21 protein-coding genes are annotated in these 20,103 nt (G+C 65.1%); 10 read left to right on the top strand and 11 right to left on the bottom strand.

Annotation, left to right across the window (positions count from 1 at the left end; all coding sequences use genetic code 11):
• The first annotated feature begins 152 nt into the window (after positions 1–152).
• From AB5Y59_RS10310 to AB5Y59_RS10295, 4 genes are all read left to right on the top strand, one after another.
• Positions 153–626, top strand: a complete 474-nt coding sequence (locus AB5Y59_RS10310) for a GNAT family N-acetyltransferase (RefSeq protein ID WP_103259406.1) — start codon at positions 153–155, stop codon at positions 624–626.
• Positions 623–859 (top strand): DUF3624 domain-containing protein, encoded by a 237-nt coding sequence (locus tag AB5Y59_RS10305; RefSeq protein WP_041212265.1) that lies wholly within the window; start codon positions 623–625, stop codon positions 857–859. Before AB5Y59_RS10310 ends, AB5Y59_RS10305 begins: the two co-directional genes overlap by 4 nt.
• A 42-nt stretch (positions 860–901) precedes the next feature.
• The gene (locus AB5Y59_RS10300; protein WP_045523059.1) at positions 902–1,648 is read left to right on the top strand and encodes an SDR family oxidoreductase; all 747 of its coding nucleotides are present in this window, start codon (positions 902–904) and stop codon (positions 1,646–1,648) included.
• Positions 1,649–1,872: 224 nt separating this feature from the next.
• Positions 1,873–2,298 (top strand): hypothetical protein, encoded by a 426-nt coding sequence (locus AB5Y59_RS10295; RefSeq protein WP_029313593.1) that lies wholly within the window; start codon positions 1,873–1,875, stop codon positions 2,296–2,298.
• A gap of 81 nt (positions 2,299–2,379) precedes the next feature.
• Here the strand turns inward: AB5Y59_RS10295 and AB5Y59_RS10290 are convergent, their stop codons facing one another.
• Positions 2,380–2,964, bottom strand: coding sequence for a hypothetical protein (locus tag AB5Y59_RS10290; protein ID WP_010672725.1), 585 nt, complete (start codon positions 2,962–2,964; stop codon positions 2,380–2,382).
• 185 nt (positions 2,965–3,149) lie between these two features.
• Between AB5Y59_RS10290 and AB5Y59_RS10285 the strand changes: the two genes are divergently transcribed.
• A complete protein-coding gene (locus AB5Y59_RS10285) occupies positions 3,150–4,325 on the top strand; it encodes an iron-containing alcohol dehydrogenase (RefSeq protein WP_368211939.1) in 1,176 nt (391 codons plus the stop codon).
• 124 nt (positions 4,326–4,449) lie between these two features.
• Here AB5Y59_RS10285 and AB5Y59_RS10280 read toward each other — a convergent pair whose 3' ends face one another.
• The 3 genes from AB5Y59_RS10280 to AB5Y59_RS10270 form a co-directional block, all read right to left on the bottom strand.
• Positions 4,450–5,079, bottom strand: a complete 630-nt coding sequence (locus AB5Y59_RS10280; protein ID WP_368211938.1) for a glutathione S-transferase family protein — start codon at positions 5,077–5,079, stop codon at positions 4,450–4,452.
• Between the two features lie 106 nt (positions 5,080–5,185).
• On the bottom strand, positions 5,186–6,454 hold the full coding sequence (locus AB5Y59_RS10275) for an O-acetylhomoserine aminocarboxypropyltransferase/cysteine synthase family protein (RefSeq protein WP_368211937.1): 1,269 nt from the start codon (positions 6,452–6,454) through the stop codon (positions 5,186–5,188).
• 139 nt (positions 6,455–6,593) lie between these two features.
• Entirely contained in the window at positions 6,594–6,770 is a 177-nt protein-coding gene (locus AB5Y59_RS10270) for a hypothetical protein (RefSeq protein WP_080767934.1), read from the bottom strand.
• Between the two features lie 100 nt (positions 6,771–6,870).
• Between AB5Y59_RS10270 and sgrR the strand changes: the two genes are divergently transcribed.
• From sgrR to AB5Y59_RS10255, 3 genes are read left to right on the top strand one after another with little or no spacing between them, the layout of a single operon-like run.
• Positions 6,871–8,625 (top strand): HTH-type transcriptional regulator SgrR, encoded by a 1,755-nt coding sequence (gene sgrR, locus AB5Y59_RS10265; protein WP_268451509.1) that lies wholly within the window; start codon positions 6,871–6,873, stop codon positions 8,623–8,625.
• A 33-nt stretch (positions 8,626–8,658) separates the two neighbouring features.
• Complete coding sequence (locus AB5Y59_RS10260; protein WP_202044547.1) at positions 8,659–9,054, top strand: thioesterase family protein; 396 nt, start codon at positions 8,659–8,661, stop codon at positions 9,052–9,054.
• Between the two features lie 30 nt (positions 9,055–9,084).
• The gene (locus tag AB5Y59_RS10255) at positions 9,085–9,798 is read left to right on the top strand and encodes a hypothetical protein (protein WP_202043219.1); all 714 of its coding nucleotides are present in this window, start codon (positions 9,085–9,087) and stop codon (positions 9,796–9,798) included.
• A 54-nt stretch (positions 9,799–9,852) separates the two neighbouring features.
• On the opposite strand, the gene AB5Y59_RS10250 is transcribed toward AB5Y59_RS10255, so the two are convergent.
• Positions 9,853–10,593, bottom strand: coding sequence for a lipase secretion chaperone (locus AB5Y59_RS10250; RefSeq protein ID WP_368211936.1), 741 nt, complete (start codon positions 10,591–10,593; stop codon positions 9,853–9,855).
• The gene (locus tag AB5Y59_RS10245) at positions 10,590–11,501 is read right to left on the bottom strand and encodes a lipase family alpha/beta hydrolase (protein ID WP_368211935.1); all 912 of its coding nucleotides are present in this window, start codon (positions 11,499–11,501) and stop codon (positions 10,590–10,592) included. The genes AB5Y59_RS10250 and AB5Y59_RS10245 overlap by 4 nt, the downstream gene beginning before the upstream one ends.
• Positions 11,502–11,807: 306 nt before the next feature.
• Here AB5Y59_RS10245 and AB5Y59_RS10240 point away from each other — a divergent pair, with 306 nt between their 5' ends.
• Together AB5Y59_RS10240 and AB5Y59_RS10235 are read left to right on the top strand one after the other, a co-directional pair.
• On the top strand, positions 11,808–12,233 hold the full coding sequence (locus AB5Y59_RS10240) for a hypothetical protein (RefSeq protein ID WP_029313599.1): 426 nt from the start codon (positions 11,808–11,810) through the stop codon (positions 12,231–12,233).
• 23 nt (positions 12,234–12,256) lie between these two features.
• Positions 12,257–12,871 (top strand): superoxide dismutase, encoded by a 615-nt coding sequence (locus tag AB5Y59_RS10235; RefSeq protein ID WP_368211987.1) that lies wholly within the window; start codon positions 12,257–12,259, stop codon positions 12,869–12,871.
• A 48-nt stretch (positions 12,872–12,919) separates the two neighbouring features.
• Here AB5Y59_RS10235 and AB5Y59_RS10230 read toward each other — a convergent pair whose 3' ends face one another.
• From AB5Y59_RS10230 to menB, 5 genes are all read right to left on the bottom strand, one after another.
• Complete coding sequence (locus tag AB5Y59_RS10230; protein ID WP_368211934.1) at positions 12,920–13,837, bottom strand: vancomycin high temperature exclusion protein; 918 nt, start codon at positions 13,835–13,837, stop codon at positions 12,920–12,922.
• Between the two features lie 156 nt (positions 13,838–13,993).
• On the bottom strand, positions 13,994–16,741 hold the full coding sequence (locus tag AB5Y59_RS10225; protein ID WP_368211933.1) for a collagenase: 2,748 nt from the start codon (positions 16,739–16,741) through the stop codon (positions 13,994–13,996).
• Positions 16,742–16,917: 176 nt separating this feature from the next.
• Positions 16,918–18,318, bottom strand: coding sequence for an o-succinylbenzoate--CoA ligase (gene menE / locus AB5Y59_RS10220; protein ID WP_368211932.1), 1,401 nt, complete (start codon positions 18,316–18,318; stop codon positions 16,918–16,920).
• 3 nt (positions 18,319–18,321) lie between these two features.
• Positions 18,322–19,251, bottom strand: a complete 930-nt coding sequence (menC, locus tag AB5Y59_RS10215; protein ID WP_368211931.1) for an o-succinylbenzoate synthase — start codon at positions 19,249–19,251, stop codon at positions 18,322–18,324.
• Positions 19,251–20,099 carry a 1,4-dihydroxy-2-naphthoyl-CoA synthase gene (gene menB, locus AB5Y59_RS10210; RefSeq protein ID WP_010672740.1) on the bottom strand — a complete coding sequence of 283 codons (849 nt, stop codon included), beginning with the start codon at positions 20,097–20,099 and terminating at the stop codon, positions 19,251–19,253. The genes menC and menB overlap by 1 nt, the downstream gene beginning before the upstream one ends.
• Between the last annotated feature and the right edge of the window lie 4 nt (positions 20,100–20,103).

Raw genomic sequence — 20,103 nt, 5'->3', positions numbered from 1 at the left:
GCAGGATCCCCAGTGGGCTTCGATGCACCGACAAGCACGACAATGGCGCGAGGGGAAACAAGAGGTTACAGTGCCTAATATTCTGCCTTGGTAACTTGTGATACAAGTCGCATTTCTGGTGCTGAGGATAAATAACCGAACAAGGACTCCCCGTGTTGACCGTGCGCGCCGCCCGAGCCGATGATTTGGGCGCCATCGTGAAGCTGGAACGCTACTGTTTTCCCCCCGAGGTCGCCTTCGGCCGCAGCCGCTGGCACTATCTGCTCAATCAGGCCAAGGGGCGCACCCTGCTGCTGCAAGACGAGAAGGCGCAGGTGATGGGCTATTTGAGCGTGCTGGAGCACAAAGGCTGGGATCGTCTCATCATCCAGACCCTCGCCATCCGCTGGACCGTCCGCCGTCAGGGGTGGGCACGCCGCCTGCTGGAGCAGGTGATCCGTGAAGGGCGCGAGGCCGGCTGGGGGGCGATTCGCCTCGAGGTCGCCGACGCCAACCCAGAAGCCAGGACCCTCTATCAGGGGCTGGGGTTTCGCCCCGGGGTACGGCTGCCCGATTATTACGGGCCCGGCCAGCATGCCCACCGCCTGGTGCTGGCGCTGGGGGATGAGCGGCAGGCGCCATCATGAGTTGCGAGGATTGCCTGGCCACCGCCATCAGGGCCAAGCTCGGGCGCTGCCCGGTCTGCGCCGCCCAGACCTTTCTCATCGGGGTCGTCGGCTGGCTGGTCTGGTGGTGGTGCGGCGCCGATACCTCGGTCAACGCCCTGACCGGCCTGCTGTTTGCGCTGGGGGGCTCGGGTCTCTTCCTGCTGCATCTGGCGGTGTTTGCATGGCGAAAGCTGGGCAAACGCGACATATAACGTGCTGATTTTTCAAGAAGACAAATAACAATGGAGGTTCACATGATTGCAATGGTAACGGGCGCCTCGTCCGGCTTTGGTGAGGCCATCAGCCGCCTGCTGGTGAGCGCAGGCCACCGGGTGATCGGCACTGGGCGTCGCGCCGAACGGCTGGCCGCCCTGTCCGAGGAGCTGGGCGAGCAGTTCCTGCCCCTGGTGTTCGACGTCCAGGACAAGGCTGCCACCCGCGCCGCCATCGAGGGGCTGCCGACCGAATGGCAACAGGTGGACCTGTTGGTCAACAACGCTGGCCTGGCACTGGGGCTGGAGCCTGCCCACAAGGCAGACCTTGAGGACTGGGAGCAGATGATCGCCACCAACATCAGCGGCCTGGCTCTGATCACCCGGTTGCTGTTGCCGGGCATGGTGGCGCGCAACCGCGGCCACGTCATCAACATCGGCTCCATCGCAGGGACCTACCCCTATCCGGGCGGCAACGTCTACGGCGCGACCAAGGCGTTCGTGAAGCAGTTCAGCCTCAACCTGCGTGCGGATCTGGCGGGCACGGCGGTGCGTGTCACCAACGTGGAGCCCGGCCTGTGTGGCGGCACCGAGTTCTCCAACGTGCGCTTCCACGGCGACGACGCCAAGGCGGCCACCGTCTATCAGGGGGTGCAGGCCATCCTGCCGGAAGACATCGCCAATACCGTACTCTGGATCAGCGAGCAGCCTGCCCACGTCAACATCAACAGCATCGAGATCATGCCGGTGGCCCAGACCTTCGGTCCGCTCCACATCAGCCGTCGCTGATGTCATGACGAGCCGACTTCTGTCCACAAGAGGCGCCTTCGGGCGCCTTTTTTGATGGATCTGGTCGCACTCGTCATGGAGTGCAGAAGGAGGCGTGCTGTGACCCCGTGCTGAACCATCGGAAGAGGGGGGTACTCAAGTTGGCCTGCAATTTGCTGTCTCCGGCCCATGGCGGGGAACCCATCCCCGGAGCCGGCGAGGCCGGCAGTGAGCGTGGAGCCTTCATGGATATCAAACCCTATGGTCATCAACTCGCCCAGAGCGCGTCCCAGAACCGTGCCCTGGCGACCCTCAGCGACAGCGACGACAAGCAGAGCGGCTGGTCTCAGCAGGTCAGCCTCTCCAGTCAGGTGCTGACCGGCAAGGCGCAGCAGGCGCTGACCTACGAGCATCTGGCCAGGAACGGCAAGAACACAGTCCTGACCGGTGGCGTCAAGGATGCGCGGGTGCAGCAGATGGTGGACAAGGCCCTGGGCTTTGATCGCAAAAAATTTGACGATCTCGAGCGTCAGCTCAAGGGGATAGCGGATGACAAGACGCTCTCTGCCGAGGAGCGCGAAACGCAGAGCAAGGACCTGGCCGCGCAGCGCGATGCCATGCTCAAGGAGGCCATGGATCGCCTCACCGGCAAATCCGCCTCCCAGGCATGATGTGATTCAAACGGCAATCCTTGGGCGTTAAAGGCAAGGGGTTGACCCCTTGCCACGGGGCTGGCAGGCCGTGGTCAGGGTTCAGGGACTCTGGGGGGCGATGCCGATGGCGATGGCGGTGGTCTGCACGGCCTTGATCTGGTCCCCCTTGGCGATGAGGGCGAACTGGGCCGGATCCTGCACCTTGAGGGTCAGGGTATGGTCAACCCCCTTGACCCGGATGGTCTGGTGCGCCTTGTCCACGTCGATGACATCGGCATAGATGGTTACCTGCATGCCGGCGCCGGCTGCGGGTTTCTCCCCGGCGGCCGCCTTGCCCCCTTCTACTTCCACCACCCGTTTTCTCACCCCGGCGGTGCCCTTGAGCAGGGTCAGGTCCAGCAGTTGCAGATATCTCAAGGCCACGACATCTCCCACCTTGAGCTGGGGAAGGTTGGTCACCTCCTCCCCGGCGATCAGATCCAGGGTCTGCCCTTCGGCATTTTTCAGGCTGACCTTGCGGGTGGTCAGGTCGATGGCGGTGACGGTTGCCCTGGCCGTCAGTTCTTCGGCCAGACTGGCTTGTCCGGGGGCCACGGCCACATGGGTGGTGACCTCGGCGGCATAGAGCAGGGGAGGGGCACAGAGGGTGAGGGCACCCGCAATCCAGGCGTGCTTCAGTTTCATGATAGAGACCCTGTGAGTGGGAAAGGGACCCCGGGAGGGGTTTGAGGGGGCGACGAACTCGTCTGCCCGCTATCACCATAGCAAAGCCGGGCAGGAGCGCCCGGCATCGGCAGGCTGGCATCGTATTTTTGACGACAGGCTCCCGTTTTTGACCTGATGGCACGGCAGGCGCACAATTCCCCGGCATGCAATCAACCGAGGGCTCTGCCGTGTACAACTTCCAATATGCCAATCCCACCCGCATCTGTTTTGGTGAAGGCCAGATCGCCAGGCTGCCCGAGCTGATCCCGGCCGGCAGCCGTCTGCTGGTGCTCTACGGGGGTGGCAGCATCAAGCAGAACGGGGTCTATGAGCAGTTGACCCAGGCGCTGGCGGGCCGGGAGTGGCTGGAGTTTCCCGGCATCGGCGCCAACCCCCAGTACGATCAGCTGATGGAGGCGGTGGCCCTGGTCAAGCGCGAGCGTATCGACTTTCTGCTGGCGGTGGGTGGCGGTTCCGTGGTGGATGGCACCAAGTTCGTGGCCGCCGCTGCCTGCTTCGAGGGGGACGATCCCTGGGAGATCCTGCGGGACAAGGCCCCCATCAAGGGGGCGCTGCCGCTCGGCTGTGTGCTGACCCTGCCGGCCACCGGTTCGGAGAGCAACCCCGCCGCCGTGGTGAGCCGGGGGGAGGCCAAGCTCTCCTTCTACAATCCGCTGGTGCAACCGGTGTTTGCGGTGCTGGATCCCGCCACCACCTACAGCCTTCCGCCGCGCCAGGTGGGCAATGGCGTGGTGGATGCCTTCGTCCACATCCTCGAGCAGTACCTCACCTTCCCGGTGGGGGGCGAGGTGCAGGACCGGCTGGCGGAAGGGCTGTTGCAGGTGCTGGTGGACAACGGTCCGCGGGCGCTGGCGGAGCCCACCAACTACCAGGTGCGTGCCAACCTGATGTGGGCGGCCAGCCTGGCCCTCAACGGCCTCATCGGTCGCGGCGTGCCCCAGGACTGGTCCACCCACGCCATCGGTCACCAGCTCACCGCCCTGCATGGGCTGGATCATGCCCAGAGTCTGGCGGTGGTGCTGCCCTCCCTGCTGCGGGAGCAATCGGCCCAGAAGCAGGAGAAGCTGGCCCAGTTCGCCGAGCGGGTGTGGCACTCCAGCCGCGAGGACAAGGCACTGCGCATCGAGGAGGCGATCATCCGTACCGAGCAGTTCTTCCAGCAGATGGGGGTGGGTACCCACCTCGCCGACTATGGCCTGGATGCGCGCTGCATCCCGGGGATCTGTTCCAACCTCAAGCTGTTCGGCCTGACCGCCCTCGGGGAGCAGCAGGACATCGATCCCGACAAGGTAGCCAGGATCCTCTCCCACGCGCTGTAAGTCATCCTGGCAACCATAGTGGCGCGGATCCTTTCCCTCGCCCTCTGATCACCGGCTGGCCAACGGAAAAGAGAACGCCCCGATCATCGGGGCGTTTTGCAGGGTGTCACCGGGGCACCGCCGTTTATTCGGCGCTGCGGTCCAGCTCGCGCTCCAGGGCTGCCGCCTTCTGGCGAGCCGGATAGGTGTTGAGTCGCTGCCAGTAGGCCTCAAGGTGCGGGAACTGGGCCAGCTGGCCGCTCTGGGCCAGCAGATCCACCAGGAAGGAGTTCAGGATGTCGGCGCCGGTGAGGCGATCGGCCACCAGGTAACGGCGGTTTGCCAGCACCTCATCGAGATAACCCAGCACCTTGGCGCACTCGGCTTTGGCGTAGTCCGGCAGGAAGCGCATCGGGCTGCCATCCTTGCGCACGAACATGTCGAGCAGCAGCGGCAGAATGCCGGAGCTCTCGGCGAAGTGGAGCCACTGCAGGTATTCGGGATACTCCGGGCTGTCGGTGGCCGGTGCCAGCCGTTCCGGAGCGTGGCGGGCGATCAGGTACTCGGTGATGGCGCCCGATTCCGCCAGCACCCGGCCGTCAAACTCGATGACCGGCGACTTGCCGAGAGGGTGGATGGCTTTTAGCTCGGGCGGTGCCAGAAAGGTGGTGGCATCGCGCTGATACGCCTTGATCTCATAGGGCTGGCCCAGCTCTTCGAGCAGCCAGATGATGCGTTGGGAGCGGGATTTGTTCAAGTGGTGCAGGACTATCATAACGACCTCGATTCGGTGGCAGGATGTGGTATACGAGCAGGCGAGGGGGGCGGTTCACCGATGGCTAAAAAAGAGCGGGCTGATGCCCGCTCCCTTGCTGACTGACTCAGGCCTCCAGCGCCTGATCCAGATCCGCCAGTATGTCCTCGATCGCCTCGATCCCCACCGACAGCCGGATCATCTCCGGTTTCACGCCAGCCTTGGCCTGCTCCTCCTCGCTCAACTGGCGATGGGTGGTGGAGGCGGGGTGGCAGGCCAGCGACTTGGCGTCGCCGATGTTGACCAGCCGCTTGAAGATCTTGAGCGCATCGTAGAAGCGCACCCCCGCCTCGTAACCATCCTTCAGACCGAACGAGAGGATGGCCGAGGGGCGACCGGCCATGTACTTCTCTGCCAGCAGATAGTGGGGATGACCCGGCAGACCGGCGTAGCTGACCCAGGCCACCTTGGGGTGGTGCTTGAGGTGATTGGCGACCCGCAGGGCGTTATCCACGTGGCGCTCCATGCGCAGGCTCAGAGTCTCCAGCCCTTGCAGCAGTAGAAAGGCGTTCATCGGCGCCAGCGCCGCGCCGGTATTGCGCAGCGGCACGGTACGCACCCGGCCGATAAAGGCAGCCGGGCCAAAGGCCTCGGTATAGACCACCCCGTGGTAGGAGGGTTCGGGTTTGGTCAGCTGGGGGAAGCGCTCGGCGTGATCCGCCCAGGGGAACTTGCCCGAGTCGACGATGACGCCCCCCAGGGAGTTGCCGTGGCCGCCGACATATTTGGTCAGGCTGTGCACCACGATATCGGCGCCGTGTTCGATGGGTTTGCACAGCACCGGGGTGGCGACCGTGTTGTCGACGATGAGCGGCACGCCACGGGCGTGGGCGGCCTTGGCCAGCGCGGCCAGATCGACGATGTTGCCCGCCGGGTTGCCGATGCTCTCGCAGTAGACCGCCTTGGTCTTGTCGTCGATCAGGGCGGCGATGGCTTCGGCACTGTCATCTTTGGCGAAGCGCACCTCGACCCCGAAACTCGGCAGCATGTGGGCGAACAGGGTGTAGGTGCCGCCATAGAGCTGGGGCGTGGAGACAATGTTGTCACCGGCGGCGGTCAGCGCCTGAATGGCGTAGGTGATGGCGGCGGAACCTGCCGAGACCACCAGCGCGGCGATCCCCCCTTCCAGCGCGGCCATCCGCTGCTCCAGCACATCGTTGGTGGGGTTCATGATGCGGGTGTAGATGTTGCCCGGCACCGCCAGATTGAACAGATCCGCCCCGTGCTGGGCGCTCTCGAACTCGTAGGCCACCGTCTGGTAGATGGGCACGGCGACCGCCTTGGTGGTGGGGTCGTTGGCAAAGCCGTGGTGCAGGGCCAGGGTCGCATCTTTCATCACACACTCCTTGTTGGATGTCACCATTATGGATGGATAGACGTCCAATCTAGCAGTCCTGGCGCCGATGTAAACCACCCATTCCGGCAAAGCAATGCCGGGGGATGGCGGTGACCGGATGGCGTCGGTGACGGCAACCTCAGAGACGGCGGCGATACTCCCTGTCGTCTATCTGGTGCATGTCCCACTGCATCAGGCGGTTGAGCTGCACCATGGGATCTTCGACCAGCGTCAGAGGGCGGGGCAGGATCCTCAGGAAGTAGCGACGGAGGGTTTGCTGGATCCGGTTCGGTTTGAGGGGGGTGGCATGGCTCATGATGGTGCTCCTGTGCTGTGGTGTTCACGTTCGCCAGCAGTATTGAGCTAAAATGCGGAAGTAAAAACTGATGACTTTCAGCCAATGGATTTCCTCTTTTATGCCTACTAGCCGCCTTTATCAGCAATTTCAACGGCTCGCCCAGCAGCTTGGCTGCGACGAGCGGGAAATCAGCCTCGCCGAGGTGGCGGACCTGCTCTGCTGCACCCCCCGCAATGCCCGCCTGCTGCTGCGCCGCATGGAAGGGCAGGGCTGGCTGTGCTGGACGGCGGAGGCAGGGCGGGGGCGGCGCTCCCGCCTCACCCTGCTGGACAACCAGGAGAGCCTGACCCGGCGCCGATTGCGGGATCTGCTGAGCCAGGGCCAGCTGGCGCAGGCGGTACGGCTGGCCGAAGATCGCCTCGATCTGCTCACTCCGCTGCTTATCGAGCAGCTCGGCCAGGCCACCCGGGAGGGGCGCCAGATCCTGAGGGTACCCTACTACCGGCCCCTGCCCGGTCTGCTGCCCACCGCGCCCTTGCGCCGCTCCGAAATTCACCTGAGCCGCCAGATCTTCAACGGTCTGACCCGGCGAAACGAGGAAAATGGGGAAATAGAGGGGGATCTCGCCCACTACTGGGAGTGTCTGACCCCCTGTCACTGGCGCTTCTATCTGCGCCCCGTGGTGCGTTTTCACCATGGCCGCGAACTGGTGGTGGAGGATGTGATGGAGAGCCTGCAGGCCTTGCGGGATCGCCCGCTGTTCGCCCATCTGGCACGGCTGGAGAGCCGCTGGCCGCGCACCCTGGACATCCATCTCGACAGCCCGGATCCTCTGCTGCCGCACCTGCTGGCCGAGCCGGTGGCGGCCATCCTACCGCGGGAGCTCAAGGGGGAGGCGAATTTCGCCCTGCAGCCGGTGGGCACCGGCCCCTATCGGGTGAGCGCCAACGACCCGCTGCACCTGTGCCTCGAAGCATTTGACGACTATTTCGGGCTGCGGGCCCTGCTCGACGAGATCGACATCTGGATGCTGCCGGAGCTGGCGGAGCGGCTGGAGAGCCACGTCAGGCTGGGCAGCGACACCCCGGAGCTTGGCTCCATGCGCGGGGAGTCAGAACTGGAATCCGGCTGCTACTTCCTGCTGCAGGACGACAGATCGGCCCCCCTGCAGGACCCGGCCCTGCGCCAGTGGCTGACCCGGCTGCTCAACCCCATCGCCCTGATGGCCCGGGTGGCGCCCGAGCTGCAGCGGGGCTGGACCAGCGCTCTGGGTCTCCTGCCCCACTGGCGCGAGAGCCTGCCTCTTCCCGAGTCCGGCCCGGTCAGCCTGCCAGCGCGGCTGGTACTGGCCTGCTTCAACCAGCATCTGGAGTTCAACGAGTGCGCCAGCGCCATGAGCAGCCTGCTGGCAGAGCAGGGGATCCAGCTCGAGGTGCGTACCCTGGACTACGGGCGCTGGGTGAGCGGGGAGGATGAAGATGTGGATCTCTGGTTCGGCACCCTCAACCTGGAGCATGAGCACGCCTTCGCCCCTTACGCCTGGCTTCAGGGCACCCCCTTGCTGCGCCGGGTGTGGGGCGGCCAGCAGGCCCTGTGGCAGGGATTGACGCAGTGGCGCGCCCATGGTGAAGAGCCCGGCCCCCGCGCCCTGCTGGCCGAGGTGCAGCGCCAGAGCTGGTTCGTGCCGCTGTTTCACCACTGGCTGGAGCTGGAGAGCCGGGTCGGCGTGCACGGTGTGCGCATGACGGCCCTTGGCTGGTTCGATTTTCGCAGCGCCTGGTTAAAGCCCGAGCAGGTGGCGCAGGAGCCGGAAACCGGCGGTGGCTCTCACCCCCAGGCAGGGACGCTTGAGTCGGACGGGTTGGCGCGCTAGCCTGTGCGCGGTCCTAACAAGGAGTCGACATCCATGCTGGAAATGCAGATCCAACCCCGTTTTCAAGAGACGGACGCCCTCGGCCACATCAACAACACGGTGCCGGCGGTCTGGTTTGAATCGGCCCGTGATCCCCTGTTTCGCCTCTTCTCGCCCGAGCTGGATGTGCATGACTGGCATCTGATCATCGCGGGCTACACGGTGCAATTCAAACGGGAGCTGTTCTATGGCCAGATGGTGTCGATCAAGACCGGCGTGCGGTGTATCGGTACCAGCTCCTTCACGCTCTGGCAGGAAGCCTGGCAGGGCGGCGAGCTGGCGGTGACCGCCGAGACGACCCTGATCCATTTTGACTACCGGACCCGGCAGTCCATCCCTTTGAGCGAGGCTCACCGGGAGGGACTGAGGACCTGGCTGGTAGAGAGTTAATCCGGCCTTCGGGCCCACCACAGGACACTTATGCGCACAACCGCGATCGCCCTGAGCCTCGGCTTGGGACTGGGACTCTGCTCCCTGCCTTCATTCGCCGCCTCCCTGGCCGAGCAGTTCACCCTGATGGAGAAGGGGGCCGACAGCGCCCTCGATACCCGCTTGTTCAGCCACGATGGCGTTGACATCAAGGCCTGGGTCGACGGCACGCCCGTCATCATCGCCGTGCCCATCCTGAACGAGCAGGGCAAACAGGAAGGGGAGAGCCGTTACTACTTCAAGGGCGGCAAGCTGTTCGGGGTGAAGGAGCCCGCCGCCCAGTTCGCCTTCGATGACAGTGGCAAGCTGACCCAATGGCTGGACGACAAGGGGCAGCCTGCGGAGTTTGTCAGCAAGATGAGCATGCAGCAGCGGGAAGCCTGGCTGACCAGACGGGCTGCCGAGCTGGGCGGGTTGTTTGCACCGAGCACCACCGAGGAGAAGGCTGACAAGGGGGGCGTCAAGCTCAAGGGGGCCGAGCTCGCCCAGTGGCTCTGCAACGGCAAGCTGATGGCGCTCGCCGGAGGTGACAAGGTGACCTTCGAGCCGGCCAAACTCAAGAGGAGTGCAGAGGGCATCAAGGGAGAGGTCTCCCTGCGCCAGGAGAAGGGGTGGCAGGATCTCTGCCTCACCTGCGAGGTGCAGGGCAACCGGGTGACTCGCCTCACCTGGCAGCCGCTGCCGGGTGCCAACAAGCCGCAGTAAGGGCGGCAGCGTCAAAGAATGGGGGCCCACTTGCGGGCCCCTGTTTCATGCCGGTTACTGCTCGCCCAGGGTGAGCCGGGTGAGGGCCTCCACCCGTCGCCACTGACCGGGCTCGAACCAGCGTGCCAGGATCTCTGGCTGCTGGCTGACCCGGGCCTCGGCAGGCAGGGGCCTGATCTCGGCCAGATAGCTGGCCAGCTGCTGCTCGAACCCCTGCTGGCTCTCTGCCAGCTGGAGCAACCGGTCTGCCGCCTCCGGTCCCAACTGTTCGCGCAGTGCGGCGTCACGCCCGGCTGCGGGGAGTTGCTCCAGAGCCTGCAGATCGCCCAGCAGGCGGCTGTTGGCCTCCGCCTCCCGAAACCACTGGGGCTGCTCCGCCAGCCAGAGCTCCAGCTCGCTCGCCAGCAGCGGCTTGTCGGCATCGCTGGACTCCGCCAGCGCCTTGCGGCGCAGGGTCCACTGCTCCATCAGCCTGTCCTCGGCAAACAGCTGCTCCTGCTCGACCGGGGTGAAGCGCTGCCTGCGCAACTGTTCGCGCTCGTCGAACAGCTTCTGCAAGCTGGCCAGGCCCGGATCCGTCGGCACCGTCAGGCTGCCCTCGGCCGCGAGAAAGGCTTCATGGCGGGCCTGCAGCGAGGACTTATTCGACGGCGGTGCGGCCTGCCTGACCAGAGGGGAAGCGGGCCCGGCATGTTGCGGCGAAGGGGCGGTTGCGTCAGCGGAGGGCCAATACTGCCAGCCCCCCAGCAGCAGGGCCGCCGCCAGCGGAGCAGCCATCAGCCATGCCCTGTTCATAGTCCCAGCCTCTGCAGGCGGTTGGCGTGCTGGCGATAGAGGTTGACCGGGTCGGTCTCGAACAGGTGGCGAATGCCGAACGACTGGTTCACCTCGTCCAGATGGTTCATGCGGTAGTGGGTGCCGATCACCTTGCCGAGGTGGCTGCTGCACACCCCGACCAGGCCGTCACTGGGCTCCTTGAAGAAGCTGCCGGTCAGCGCCAGCGCCGGATCCACCGGATCCAGGATGTTGGTCATGGTGCCGCGTCCGCTCCAGGAGAAGTAGTAGACCCCGTTGGCGGCCTGCATGGGCCCTTCGCCGCAATGTTGGCTCGGCAGCCCTTCCGGATAGCGCTGGTTGAAGCGTTGGGCGCCGGTGCTGGTGAGGGCGTCGAGGGCGGCGAGGGGATCCTGCGGCAGCTGGCTGCCCCCGGAGAGCAGCGAGATGACCCCGGACAGGGCCGAGGCGGCGGCCACCGTCAGACCTTCGGCCGCCGAGCCCGGTGTCACCTTGGCCCGCACCAGGTCGGCGATCTCCGAGCCATGGTTGACCCCGCCCACGCTGGTGGCGGAAGCGACCAGCTCGGGGGCGACCGAAGCGACGTAGCGAATGGTGGGGCCACCGTGAGAGTGGCCGATGAGGTTCACCTTCTCCGCCCCCGTGATGGCGAGCACCTGCTGCACCTGCTTGAGCAGCTGTTCACCGCGCAGCTCCGAGCTCTGGGTGGCGGAGACCTGTGCCACGTAGACCTTGGCGCCATCCCGGGTCAGGGCCTGGGGGATGCCGTAGAAGTAATCGACACCGAGCAGCTTGTCGAAACCGAACAGACCGTGCACCAGCACTATGGGGTAGCGGGTCTGGGTATAACCGGCCCCCTGACCCAGCATGGGCAGGGCGCACAACAGCATCAATAGCCATCTTTTCATCTTCACCGTCCTTGTGAAAAAACCGGCTGCATTCTGGTCGTCACCGGGGGTCGTCACCGGGGCAGCCACTGGCCTCATGCCAGTACCGGCAGCATGGTGGCTGAACTCAAATGTATCTGTGGATGGGATCACTAAACCGGGGATTGCAGAAAAACCCTACCCATATGGGCAAAAAAGGCGGCACCAACTATTCCTTGCGTCTGCTCATCAAATAAGTTAAATAATAATTATTATCATTTGAGTGATCGAGTCATGACGGGAACCTGGGTGAAGGGGTGGGTCGGTACCACCGGAGCGGACAGCAGCATGGCGCACTGGAAGGCGCAGACCCTGAGTGGCAACCGCCATTTCGATGCGGGGGAGTACGCCAGGGCGCTCGACTGCTATCAGCAGGCGCTGTGGCTTGCCCGCCAGCAGTTTGCCGACTGGCACGATGCCGACGAAGCGGTGGCGGCCCTGGTGGTGGCCCATCACAACCTGGCGGATCTGCTGGTGGCCATGACCCTGCCGGATCGGGCCGCCGACCTGCTGTGTCACATCCATGATTGCCTGCTGGCCACCAGCCAGTCCCCCACCAGTTCCGCTGCCCTGCGGGAGGCGGCTGTTCGCCACGCCCGCAGCACCCGTACCGAGCTGCTCGCCTTTCTGGGCAAACACGGTCATCACGACGGCATCCAGCGCAGCCTGGGTCAATGTCTGTGTCAGACCGGCTCTGCCCATCAACTGCATTGAGCCCAACAGGAGAGACAATGAACATGAGCCATACCCTGCCAGCCCTTCCTTACGCCTATGACGCGCTGGAACCCCATATCGATGCAAAGACCATGGAGATCCATCACAGCCGTCACCATCAGACTTATGTCACCAACCTCAATGCCGCCCTGGCCGATCTGCCGGAGCTGGCTACCCTGCCGCTGGAGGCATTGCTTGCCCGTATCGACAGCCTGCCGGCCCAGGTTCAGGGGGCGGTGCGCAATCACGGCGGCGGCCACGCCAACCACAGCCTGTTCTGGCAGGTGATGAGTCCGCAGGGTGGCGGCGAGCCGGACGGCGAGCTGGCCGCAGCGATCGAGCGGGATCTGGGCGGGTTGGAGGCCTTCAAGCAGGCCTTTACCCAGGCGGCGCTGAGCCGTTTTGGCAGCGGCTGGGCCTGGCTGGTGGTCGATGGGCGCGGCAAGTTGCAGGTGGTGAGCAGCGCGAACCAGGACAGCCCCCTGATGGAGGGGCTCACCCCCATACTCGGGCTGGATGTGTGGGAGCATGCCTACTACCTCAAGTACCAGAACAAGCGTCCCGACTACATAGCCGCGTTTTACAACGTGATCGACTGGGACGAGGTGGCACGGCGTTACGTGGCGGCGCTGGCCTGACGCCCCATTTCACCTGATGAAAGAGACCCGCCTGTTGGCGGGTCTCTGCTATTGAGGGGTCGGCGCGCTGCTGGCAGCCGGATTATCCACGGGTGTTGCTTCGCTCGGCATGGCTGCGCTGGTGGCCAAGGCACTGCTGGTTGCTGCCGCTGCACTGGTGGCGGTTGCAGCGCTCACGACCGCTGCCGGCTTGGCTTTCGGTGGATGAGGGGGCGGTGCAATGGGCAGGCAGGGCTGGTTAGCCCCTATGGTGCTCAACGCCTGGCAGGGGACTGGGCCGCCGATGACGATGGGCTCGCCGAGGAACTTGGGCCCCTTGTCCAGCACGTAGAGGTCTAGCAGCCCCATCAGGCGAGCGAACACCTCGCGTACCCGGGTCTTGATGCCCTGATAGGCGCTGGGATCCACGGCGTTGAAGCCGACCGCCTCGATGCCGAAATGGCGGGCGATGAAGATGGCACGCTCGTTGTGGAAGGCCTGGGAGACCACGGTGAAGTGGGCCTGACCGAACACCTCCTTGGCACGCACGATGGAGTCCAGAGTCCGAAACCCTGCGTAGTCGCTGTAGATGGCGCTGGCCGGAATGCCGGCCTGGATCAGGGCCCGCCGCATCTGGCGCGGTTCGTTGTACTGCACGGTGGCGTTGTCGCCGGAGACCAGGATGTAGTCCACCTTGCCGTTGTTGTAGAGCTCGGCGGCGGCCTTGATCCGGTATTTGAAGTAGTGGTTCGGGCTGCCGCCAATCAGGTATTTGGAGGTGCCGAGCACCAGGGCGACCCGGTTGTAGGGCACCGCGTTGACGTCGTCGTAGGTGTAGTGACGGGCGTCCGAGACGGTCCACTCGCTGTAGCCAAGCAGGGCGGCGATGGAGGCCAGCAACAGGCAGAGGCAGGCGAGCAGGATCTTGGCAAACTTCTTCATGCGCGGTGCGGTTCGGGTCTGAAGTAAGAGAAGACAGGGGGCCATTCTATTACAAGTTGTTGTGGCGCGTCAGGTTTGATGGCGGCGCAGGGTCTCACTCGGGCAGAGGTTGTCGCAGCGCGCGCCCCGATCCCGGGCTTATCAAACGGCGCCATAAACAAGGGGCGACCATGGCCGCCCCTTGTCATAGCCGTCTCGTCCTCAGTGGGAGGAGTCGTTGGCCTTGCACTCGTCGGAGTCCTTGTTGGCTTTCCACCAAGGCAGCAGCTCGCGGCCGAGCCACTGCTGGTAGGCCTCGCTGTCATTGGCAATCAGCTGGTCCAGCTCGGCTTCGAAGGCGCTCATGGCCTGCTGCTGATCCGGGTTGCGCAGGGCCTGGGCCATGGCCAGCCAGCTGGCGCCGCGACCGGTCTCATTCAGGAAGCGGTGCACCGTGTAGGACCAGGAGTAGACCATCTCGCCACCCTTGTCGTAATCCAGGTGCAGGATGTCGGCCAGGGCCGGACGGTCGCTGGCCGGGCGGCCGGCGACGTTGTCCAGACCGCGGGCGAAGCACTGACCGTGGGCGATGAATTCCGCCAGCCCTTCCGACCACCAGGTGGTGCGGTTGAGCGGGTAGTGGCCGAAGCTGCCGTACTGGTTGAAGCGGCCGTCCAGGTAGTGCACGTACTCGTGGCGCAGGTTCCACACCTGGAACGCAGGGCGTTTCCACTCCGCCTCGTAGGCGAAGAAGCGGGCCTGGTTGCCGGGGCGAGCCGGATCCCCTTCGAGGTAGATACCGCCGTTGTCGGTGGAGACGCCGCCGAACAGGGCACTGCCGTAGCGTTTCCAGTCGGCGGAGGAGTTGAAGACCACCAGTTCTAGCGCCTCGTTGTGATCGTCCGCCACCGGCTGCCAGCCGGTCTCCATCTGCTGGTGGAACTGCTGTTCTTCGGCACCCAGTTCACGGCAGATCCCCTCGGCCTGGCTCATGGTCAGATCCTGGGCCCGCAGGCGCAGGGTCGGCGAGCAGGTGTGCTCGAAGGGCAGCACGTCCTCCACCCGGACAGGGGTGCAGAGCCCGGCGAAGTCACCGCTGATGCAGGCTTCGCTGGTGCGGTCCGTGTAGGTCAGGTAGTAGGTGGAGAGGGTCAGCGACATGTCTTCCAGCAGGTCCTGACTCTGCTGGCCACCGGGGATCAGGTCGTGGTGGCGAACCAGTGCGATGACGGAGTCATCCAGCAGCTTGCGGTAGCCGTCGAGCTCGTCCGGGCGGGTATAGCGGGCGACCCGGTAGAGACGGGTGTAGGCATCCAGCACGTTGTTGAGCAGGAACAGATCGGCACCATCCCTTCCTTGCCACAACGCGAGTTCGCTCATGCCTAGGGCGTGCAGCTGCTTGCGCAGCTCGCCATCCTGCTGGCGGAAGTCGTTGGCGAAGGGGTCGCTGTAGTCGCTGGCGAAGTCGAGGAAGTTGAGCAGATCGAACAGACCGGTCGCCCAGGCGTGCTGACCGTTGATCTCGCTGGCATGACGGGTGCTGTAGGCCAGCATCTGGTTGAACTCGCCGAGCAGGGTGCCAAAGCGGCTCTGCACTGCCGGGCTCTTGAACTGACCGTGCAGAGCGATGCTCCAGGCTCCCATGACGGCGCCTACTTCGTCGCTGGCCTGCTCCGGGAAGAGCAGCGGATGGGCACCGAGTGCCGTCAATGCCTCGGCCAGCGCCTCGGCAGCAGCCGGGCCGTCTTCCTTGTGCTTGCCGTAGTTGTGGTAGTTGTGGGCACGCACGTATTCCAGCAGCAGCTTCATGGCCGGATGAGCCGGCTGATTGGCCGCCAGCAGGCTCTGGATGCCGCGGGACACGGCCAGCAGCTTGGTGTCATCGTGACCATAGTTCTCCTGCCAGACCGGCGCAGGCTGGCCACTGGCATCCTGCACTATCTTGGCCGCTTCGGCGTCCAGCAGCTCGGTGCCCGGCAGATCCGGCTCGGAGCAGGCGCGGCCGTCGGCACGGCGACAGTCGAGTTGCTCTTCCTTGCTGGCCAGCACGATGGGGCGGTTGAGCACCCGGCTCTCCTGCCACTCGGCTGTCTCCGGCAGGGTCTGCCATTCGCTGCCCCCCACCGGGTATTGATAGCCGGTGTCCTTCAAGACCACCTGCACTTCGCTGCCAGCGGGCAGGGTTTGACGGCACACCCGGTAGCTGATGGTCTTGTCCCCTTCCTGACGCGTCTGGGGTTCATCGCATTCCTGCTGGGCCTTGATCTCGTCCAGCAACCAGGTGTACTGGCGCCAGACGTGCAGCTCGCTCACCTGCTTGGCGGCCTGGCTGCCCGCGATGGGCTGCAGGCGGAAGAAGATCTGCTCGAGGCGACCATCCCGTTCATTGGGGGTCTCTTCCAGCACCTTCAACTGCTGCCAGTTTTGCGGCTGGTACTGCCATGCCTGCTCGGCGCAGCGACCTTCGGCGTTGAGCTCGCAGCGATCCAGCTCCTGCTCGCTGTGACCCAGAATGACCCGTTCAGCCAGCGGCAGACGATCCTGACGCGGCGCGGTCGGGGTGCCCGCCAGCGGCTCCCAGCGGCCCTGCTTCATGCCGTAGCCATAGTCATAGCTGCTGGCCGGGACGGCCTTGCCGGCCGGCACCACCTCTTCACAGCTGAGGTAGCGGATCTGCCAGCCCTGCTCGATCTTGAGTTGCGGCTCGCCGCACTGCTGCTCTGCCAGCGCAGCCAGGTTGGCATCGCGCCAGTCGAAGCGGCGATACACCCTCAACTGCTGATAAGGGGCGTTGCCGCTGCGGGCGCTCAGTTCAAAGGTCACTTCGGTGAGACGATCCCCCAGCTGACGGCTGGATTCGCCTTTGAGTTGATACTGTTGCCAGTCGGAGGGGGAGTAGTTGGCCAGCGCCGAGGTGGCGAGCAGGCCTGGGGCTGCCAGGAGCAGCAGTCGGGGAGAGAGGTGCTTCATCATGATCCCTTTGGTGGATGGAGAGGCGTGGGGACCAGAGAGGTTATTGGGCTCCAAAGGAATATCAATTGGCCAGATGGCGCAGCGAAATGATGCATTCGGGAGCAAACAACATAAAAACAGCCCCAAAGGGGGCTGTGTTGATAGCAAGGACTCCGCCCCATATGGGGGAGGCGTCACTCCTCTTGTCGCAAGCTGCGGGCGAGCAGGGTGCGGGAGGGTTTCAGATTGCCGCCGAGATCCGGCCAGGGATGCCACTGGTCCGGCACCATGAAGCCGGGTAACGACAGCCTGATCCAGGCGGCCAGCTCGGCAGATGGTGCCGGTTCGCCGTGCCAGTCGATGAAGGCGGCGGGCCTATGCCCCCACTCGTCGCTCGGCACCGGCACCACCAGGGCCTGGGCCACGGCGGGGTGATCCACCAGCCGCTGCTCTATGGTCTCGGGCTGGATGTTCTCCCCTCCCGAGATGAAGAGGTTGTCGAGCCGCCCCTCCACCACCAGATCGCCCCCCTGAGTGAGGCGGCCCTTGTCCCGGGTGTGGAACCAGCCCTCTTCATCGAGGGGGCGCACCAGCTCGCCCTCCCTGAAATAGCCGGCAAACAGGGTCTCACCGCGCACGCAGATCTCCCCCTGGCGGATGCAGACCTCCCGCCCCGGCAGCGGGCGACCCACCACGCCGGCGGCGCAGGGTTGCCCGGTGCAGACCTGGCTGCCCATCTCGGAGAGGCCATAGCTCACCTTGGGCTCCAGCCCCAGAGCGGTCAGCCGGTTGACCAGGGGCGCCGGGATGGCGGCGCCCCCGAGCAGCAGCTCTCGCACCCGGGTGCGGGATGGGTCGAACCCCTGTGCCAGCAGGCGCCAGAGCTGGGTCGGCACCAGCGAGAGGTGGGTGATGGGCTGATCCTCGAGCCGCGCCTTGAGGGGCCGGGTGCGATCGTCCAGCACCAGGGCGGCTCCCGCCAGGAAGACCCGGAACAGGATAGCGTAACCGCCGACGTGAAACAGTGGCAGGGAGAGCAGCCAGCCGCAGGCTTCGTCCAGGGGGATCAGGGTGGCGGAACCCCGGGCCGAAGCGAGGTGGTTGGCGAGGCGGTGTACCACCGCCTTGGGGGTACCGCTGGATCCCGAGGTGAGGATCATGTTGTTCGGCTGGTCGGGTACCAGCGGGGACTCCCCATCTGCGGCCAGCTCGCCCGTGAAGTCGAGGCTGAGGGCTTGCCAATCGCCCGCCGGGATCTCGCCTGCCGACCAGAATGCCCGGGCCTCGAGCTGGCTCGCCAGTATGCTGTGTCTGGTTGCCGGAAAGGCGGGATTGAGGGGGCAGAAGACGATGCCGCTGCGCACGCAGGCCCAGGCCAGCAACACATCCTCCAGGGCGCCGCGCACCACGGCGGCGAGATGATCTCCCCGTTCCAGCCCGGCCCGGGCGAGCTGATTGCACAGGCTGTTGAGGCGCAGGTCAAGGCGCTGGTAGCTAAGAGGCTCCCCGCTGTGGATGGCAATGCGATGAGGGGCCAGTGTCGCCCAGCGTCGTACCGGGCAGGTTTCCTGCCGTGGGAGCTGACGGGTCACCATGGGTCAGTCACGGTGAAACAGGGGGTCCATCCTGCCCGGATCGGGTTGCCCCTGCTTGTCCAGCAGATCCCTGGCCAGCCAGCGGCGGGTATCGAGGCCAGGGGCCTGATCCGGCGCCCACTCCCCTGCGAGGCGGGCGAGCTGGCCGAGGCCGAGACCGGACTCGAAACAGGAGGAGACGATCACCTTGAGCTTTAGTTCGCGAGCGCGGGCTACCAGGGCCTCGCTGTTGGCGAGGGCGCCGAGCAGGGTCGGCTTGAGCACCAGGGCGCGCAGTTGCGGGATGGGCTCCCAGGGCTTGCCCTGGGCCAGCAATTCGTCCAGCGCCACCGGCATGCCGGTGCGGCTGGCGACGAAGGCGATGTCCTCGAAGTCGGCGCACAGATCTTCGAGGTATTCGATGCGATTCGGATCCAGGTGGCCGCAGAAGGCCCAGGCCTCCTCGCGGGTCCAGCCCTGGTTGGCGTCCAGGACCAGCTTGAGGTTGGGGCGCCGATCGAGCAGCAGCCGGATCAGCGCCAGCTCGTCGCGCATGGGGTAGCGGGCTACCTTCAGCTTGGCCTTGAGGGGGGTCTCGTGCAGCCACTGTTTCCAGTTCTTGAGCAGCTCCTGGGGGGAGCCCTGGATCAGCGGATAGGGCTCGGGCAGGGGGGCACCCTGCTCGGGCCAGCTACGACGGGCGCAGTCGAGCCCGAACTGCACCGAGGGCCGCTGTGGTGTCGGGGTCTGTCCCCGCGCCAGCTGCGCCAGACAGTCGAGGGCCTCGGCCTGGGCGTCGGCCAGGGTCTCTTTGGAAAATCCTGGCAGGGGGGCTATCTCCCCCCAGCCATCGTCGATGCGTACCAGCAGGCCCTCGCGCGCTACCTGCAACTGACCGTGAAAGGCCAGGGGCTGGGTAAAGGGCAGTTGGTAGCGGTAGAGGGCGAGTGTCATCAGGGATTCCGCTTGTATTTGGAGAAGTCGGGACGGCGTTTCTCGTTGAATGCGTTGCGCCCTTCCTGACCCTCTTCGGTCATGTAGAACAGCATGGTGGCATTGCCTGCCAGCTCCTGCAAACCGGCCTGGCCGTCGCAGTCGGCGTTGAGGGCCGCCTTCAGGCAGCGCAGAGCCATGGGGCTGTGTTGCAGCATCTCGCGGCACCAGCGCACGGTTTCACGCTCCAGCTCGGCCAGGGGCACGACGGTGTTGACCAGCCCCATGTCGAGGGCCTGTTTGGCGTCGTAGAGGCGGCAGAGGAACCAGATCTCCCGAGCCTTCTTCTGGCCGACGATGCGGGCCATGTAGGAGGCGCCCCAGCCGCCGTCGAAGGAGCCCACCTTGGGGCCGGTCTGGCCGAACTGGGCGTTGTCGGCGGCGATGGTCAGGTCGCACATCATGTGCAGCACGTGGCCGCCACCGACGGCGTAGCCAGCCACCATGGCCACCACGGGTTTGGGGCAGGTACGGATGTCACGCTGGAAGTCGAGCACGTTGAGGTGATGGGTGCCTTCATCGTCCTTGTAGCCACCGTAGTCGCCGCGGATCTTCTGGTCGCCGCCGGCGCAGAAGGCCTTCTCGCCGAAGCCTGTGAGGATGATGGAGCCGACCTTGTCGTCGTAGCGGGCATCGGCCAGGGCTTGCAGCATCTCTTTCACGGTGCGGGGGCGGAAGGCGTTGCGCACCTGGGGACGGTTGATGGTGATCTTGGCAATGCCCTCTGGGGACTTGTGATAGAGGATGTCCTCGTAACCGGCGGAGCAGTCGTGCCACTCGACAGGGGCATAGAGCTCGGCTTCCGTCATTGCT

It is taken from the genome of Aeromonas sp. s10 (assembly GCF_040907975.1).
GTDB lineage: Bacteria > Pseudomonadota > Gammaproteobacteria > Enterobacterales > Aeromonadaceae > Aeromonas > Aeromonas caviae.
Note: the sequence above shows the minus strand (reverse complement) of the source record. Positions and strands in the feature narration are given on the sequence as shown.

Excerpts from the sequence above, each read along its gene's own strand:
- AB5Y59_RS10290 (WP_010672725.1), bottom strand. The coding sequence starts at position 2,964 with ATGAAACTGAAGCACGCCTGGATTGCGGGTGCCCTCACCCTCTGTGCC.
- AB5Y59_RS10280 (WP_368211938.1), bottom strand. The coding sequence starts at position 5,079 with ATGATAGTCCTGCACCACTTGAACAAATCCCGCTCCCAACGCATCATC.
- AB5Y59_RS10230 (WP_368211934.1), bottom strand. The coding sequence starts at position 13,837 with ATGGCCCCCTGTCTTCTCTTACTTCAGACCCGAACCGCACCGCGCATG.
- menC (WP_368211931.1), bottom strand. The coding sequence starts at position 19,251 with ATGACACTCGCCCTCTACCGCTACCAACTGCCCTTTACCCAGCCCCTG.
- AB5Y59_RS10245 (WP_368211935.1), bottom strand. The coding sequence starts at position 11,501 with ATGAAAAGATGGCTATTGATGCTGTTGTGCGCCCTGCCCATGCTGGGT.
- AB5Y59_RS10305 (WP_041212265.1), top strand. The coding sequence starts at position 623 with ATGAGTTGCGAGGATTGCCTGGCCACCGCCATCAGGGCCAAGCTCGGG.
- AB5Y59_RS10260 (WP_202044547.1), top strand. The coding sequence starts at position 8,659 with ATGCTGGAAATGCAGATCCAACCCCGTTTTCAAGAGACGGACGCCCTC.
- AB5Y59_RS10270 (WP_080767934.1), bottom strand. The coding sequence starts at position 6,770 with ATGAGCCATGCCACCCCCCTCAAACCGAACCGGATCCAGCAAACCCTC.
- AB5Y59_RS10300 (WP_045523059.1), top strand. The coding sequence starts at position 902 with ATGATTGCAATGGTAACGGGCGCCTCGTCCGGCTTTGGTGAGGCCATC.
- AB5Y59_RS10295 (WP_029313593.1), top strand. The coding sequence starts at position 1,873 with ATGGATATCAAACCCTATGGTCATCAACTCGCCCAGAGCGCGTCCCAG.
- AB5Y59_RS10255 (WP_202043219.1), top strand. The coding sequence starts at position 9,085 with ATGCGCACAACCGCGATCGCCCTGAGCCTCGGCTTGGGACTGGGACTC.
- AB5Y59_RS10225 (WP_368211933.1), bottom strand. The coding sequence starts at position 16,741 with ATGAAGCACCTCTCTCCCCGACTGCTGCTCCTGGCAGCCCCAGGCCTG.
- AB5Y59_RS10250 (WP_368211936.1), bottom strand. The coding sequence starts at position 10,593 with ATGAACAGGGCATGGCTGATGGCTGCTCCGCTGGCGGCGGCCCTGCTG.
- AB5Y59_RS10240 (WP_029313599.1), top strand. The coding sequence starts at position 11,808 with ATGGCGCACTGGAAGGCGCAGACCCTGAGTGGCAACCGCCATTTCGAT.
- AB5Y59_RS10285 (WP_368211939.1), top strand. The coding sequence starts at position 3,150 with ATGCAATCAACCGAGGGCTCTGCCGTGTACAACTTCCAATATGCCAAT.
- AB5Y59_RS10235 (WP_368211987.1), top strand. The coding sequence starts at position 12,257 with ATGAGCCATACCCTGCCAGCCCTTCCTTACGCCTATGACGCGCTGGAA.
- menE (WP_368211932.1), bottom strand. The coding sequence starts at position 18,318 with ATGGTGACCCGTCAGCTCCCACGGCAGGAAACCTGCCCGGTACGACGC.
- AB5Y59_RS10275 (WP_368211937.1), bottom strand. The coding sequence starts at position 6,454 with ATGAAAGATGCGACCCTGGCCCTGCACCACGGCTTTGCCAACGACCCC.
- sgrR (WP_268451509.1), top strand. The coding sequence starts at position 6,871 with ATGCCTACTAGCCGCCTTTATCAGCAATTTCAACGGCTCGCCCAGCAG.
- menB (WP_010672740.1), bottom strand. The coding sequence starts at position 20,099 with ATGACGGAAGCCGAGCTCTATGCCCCTGTCGAGTGGCACGACTGCTCC.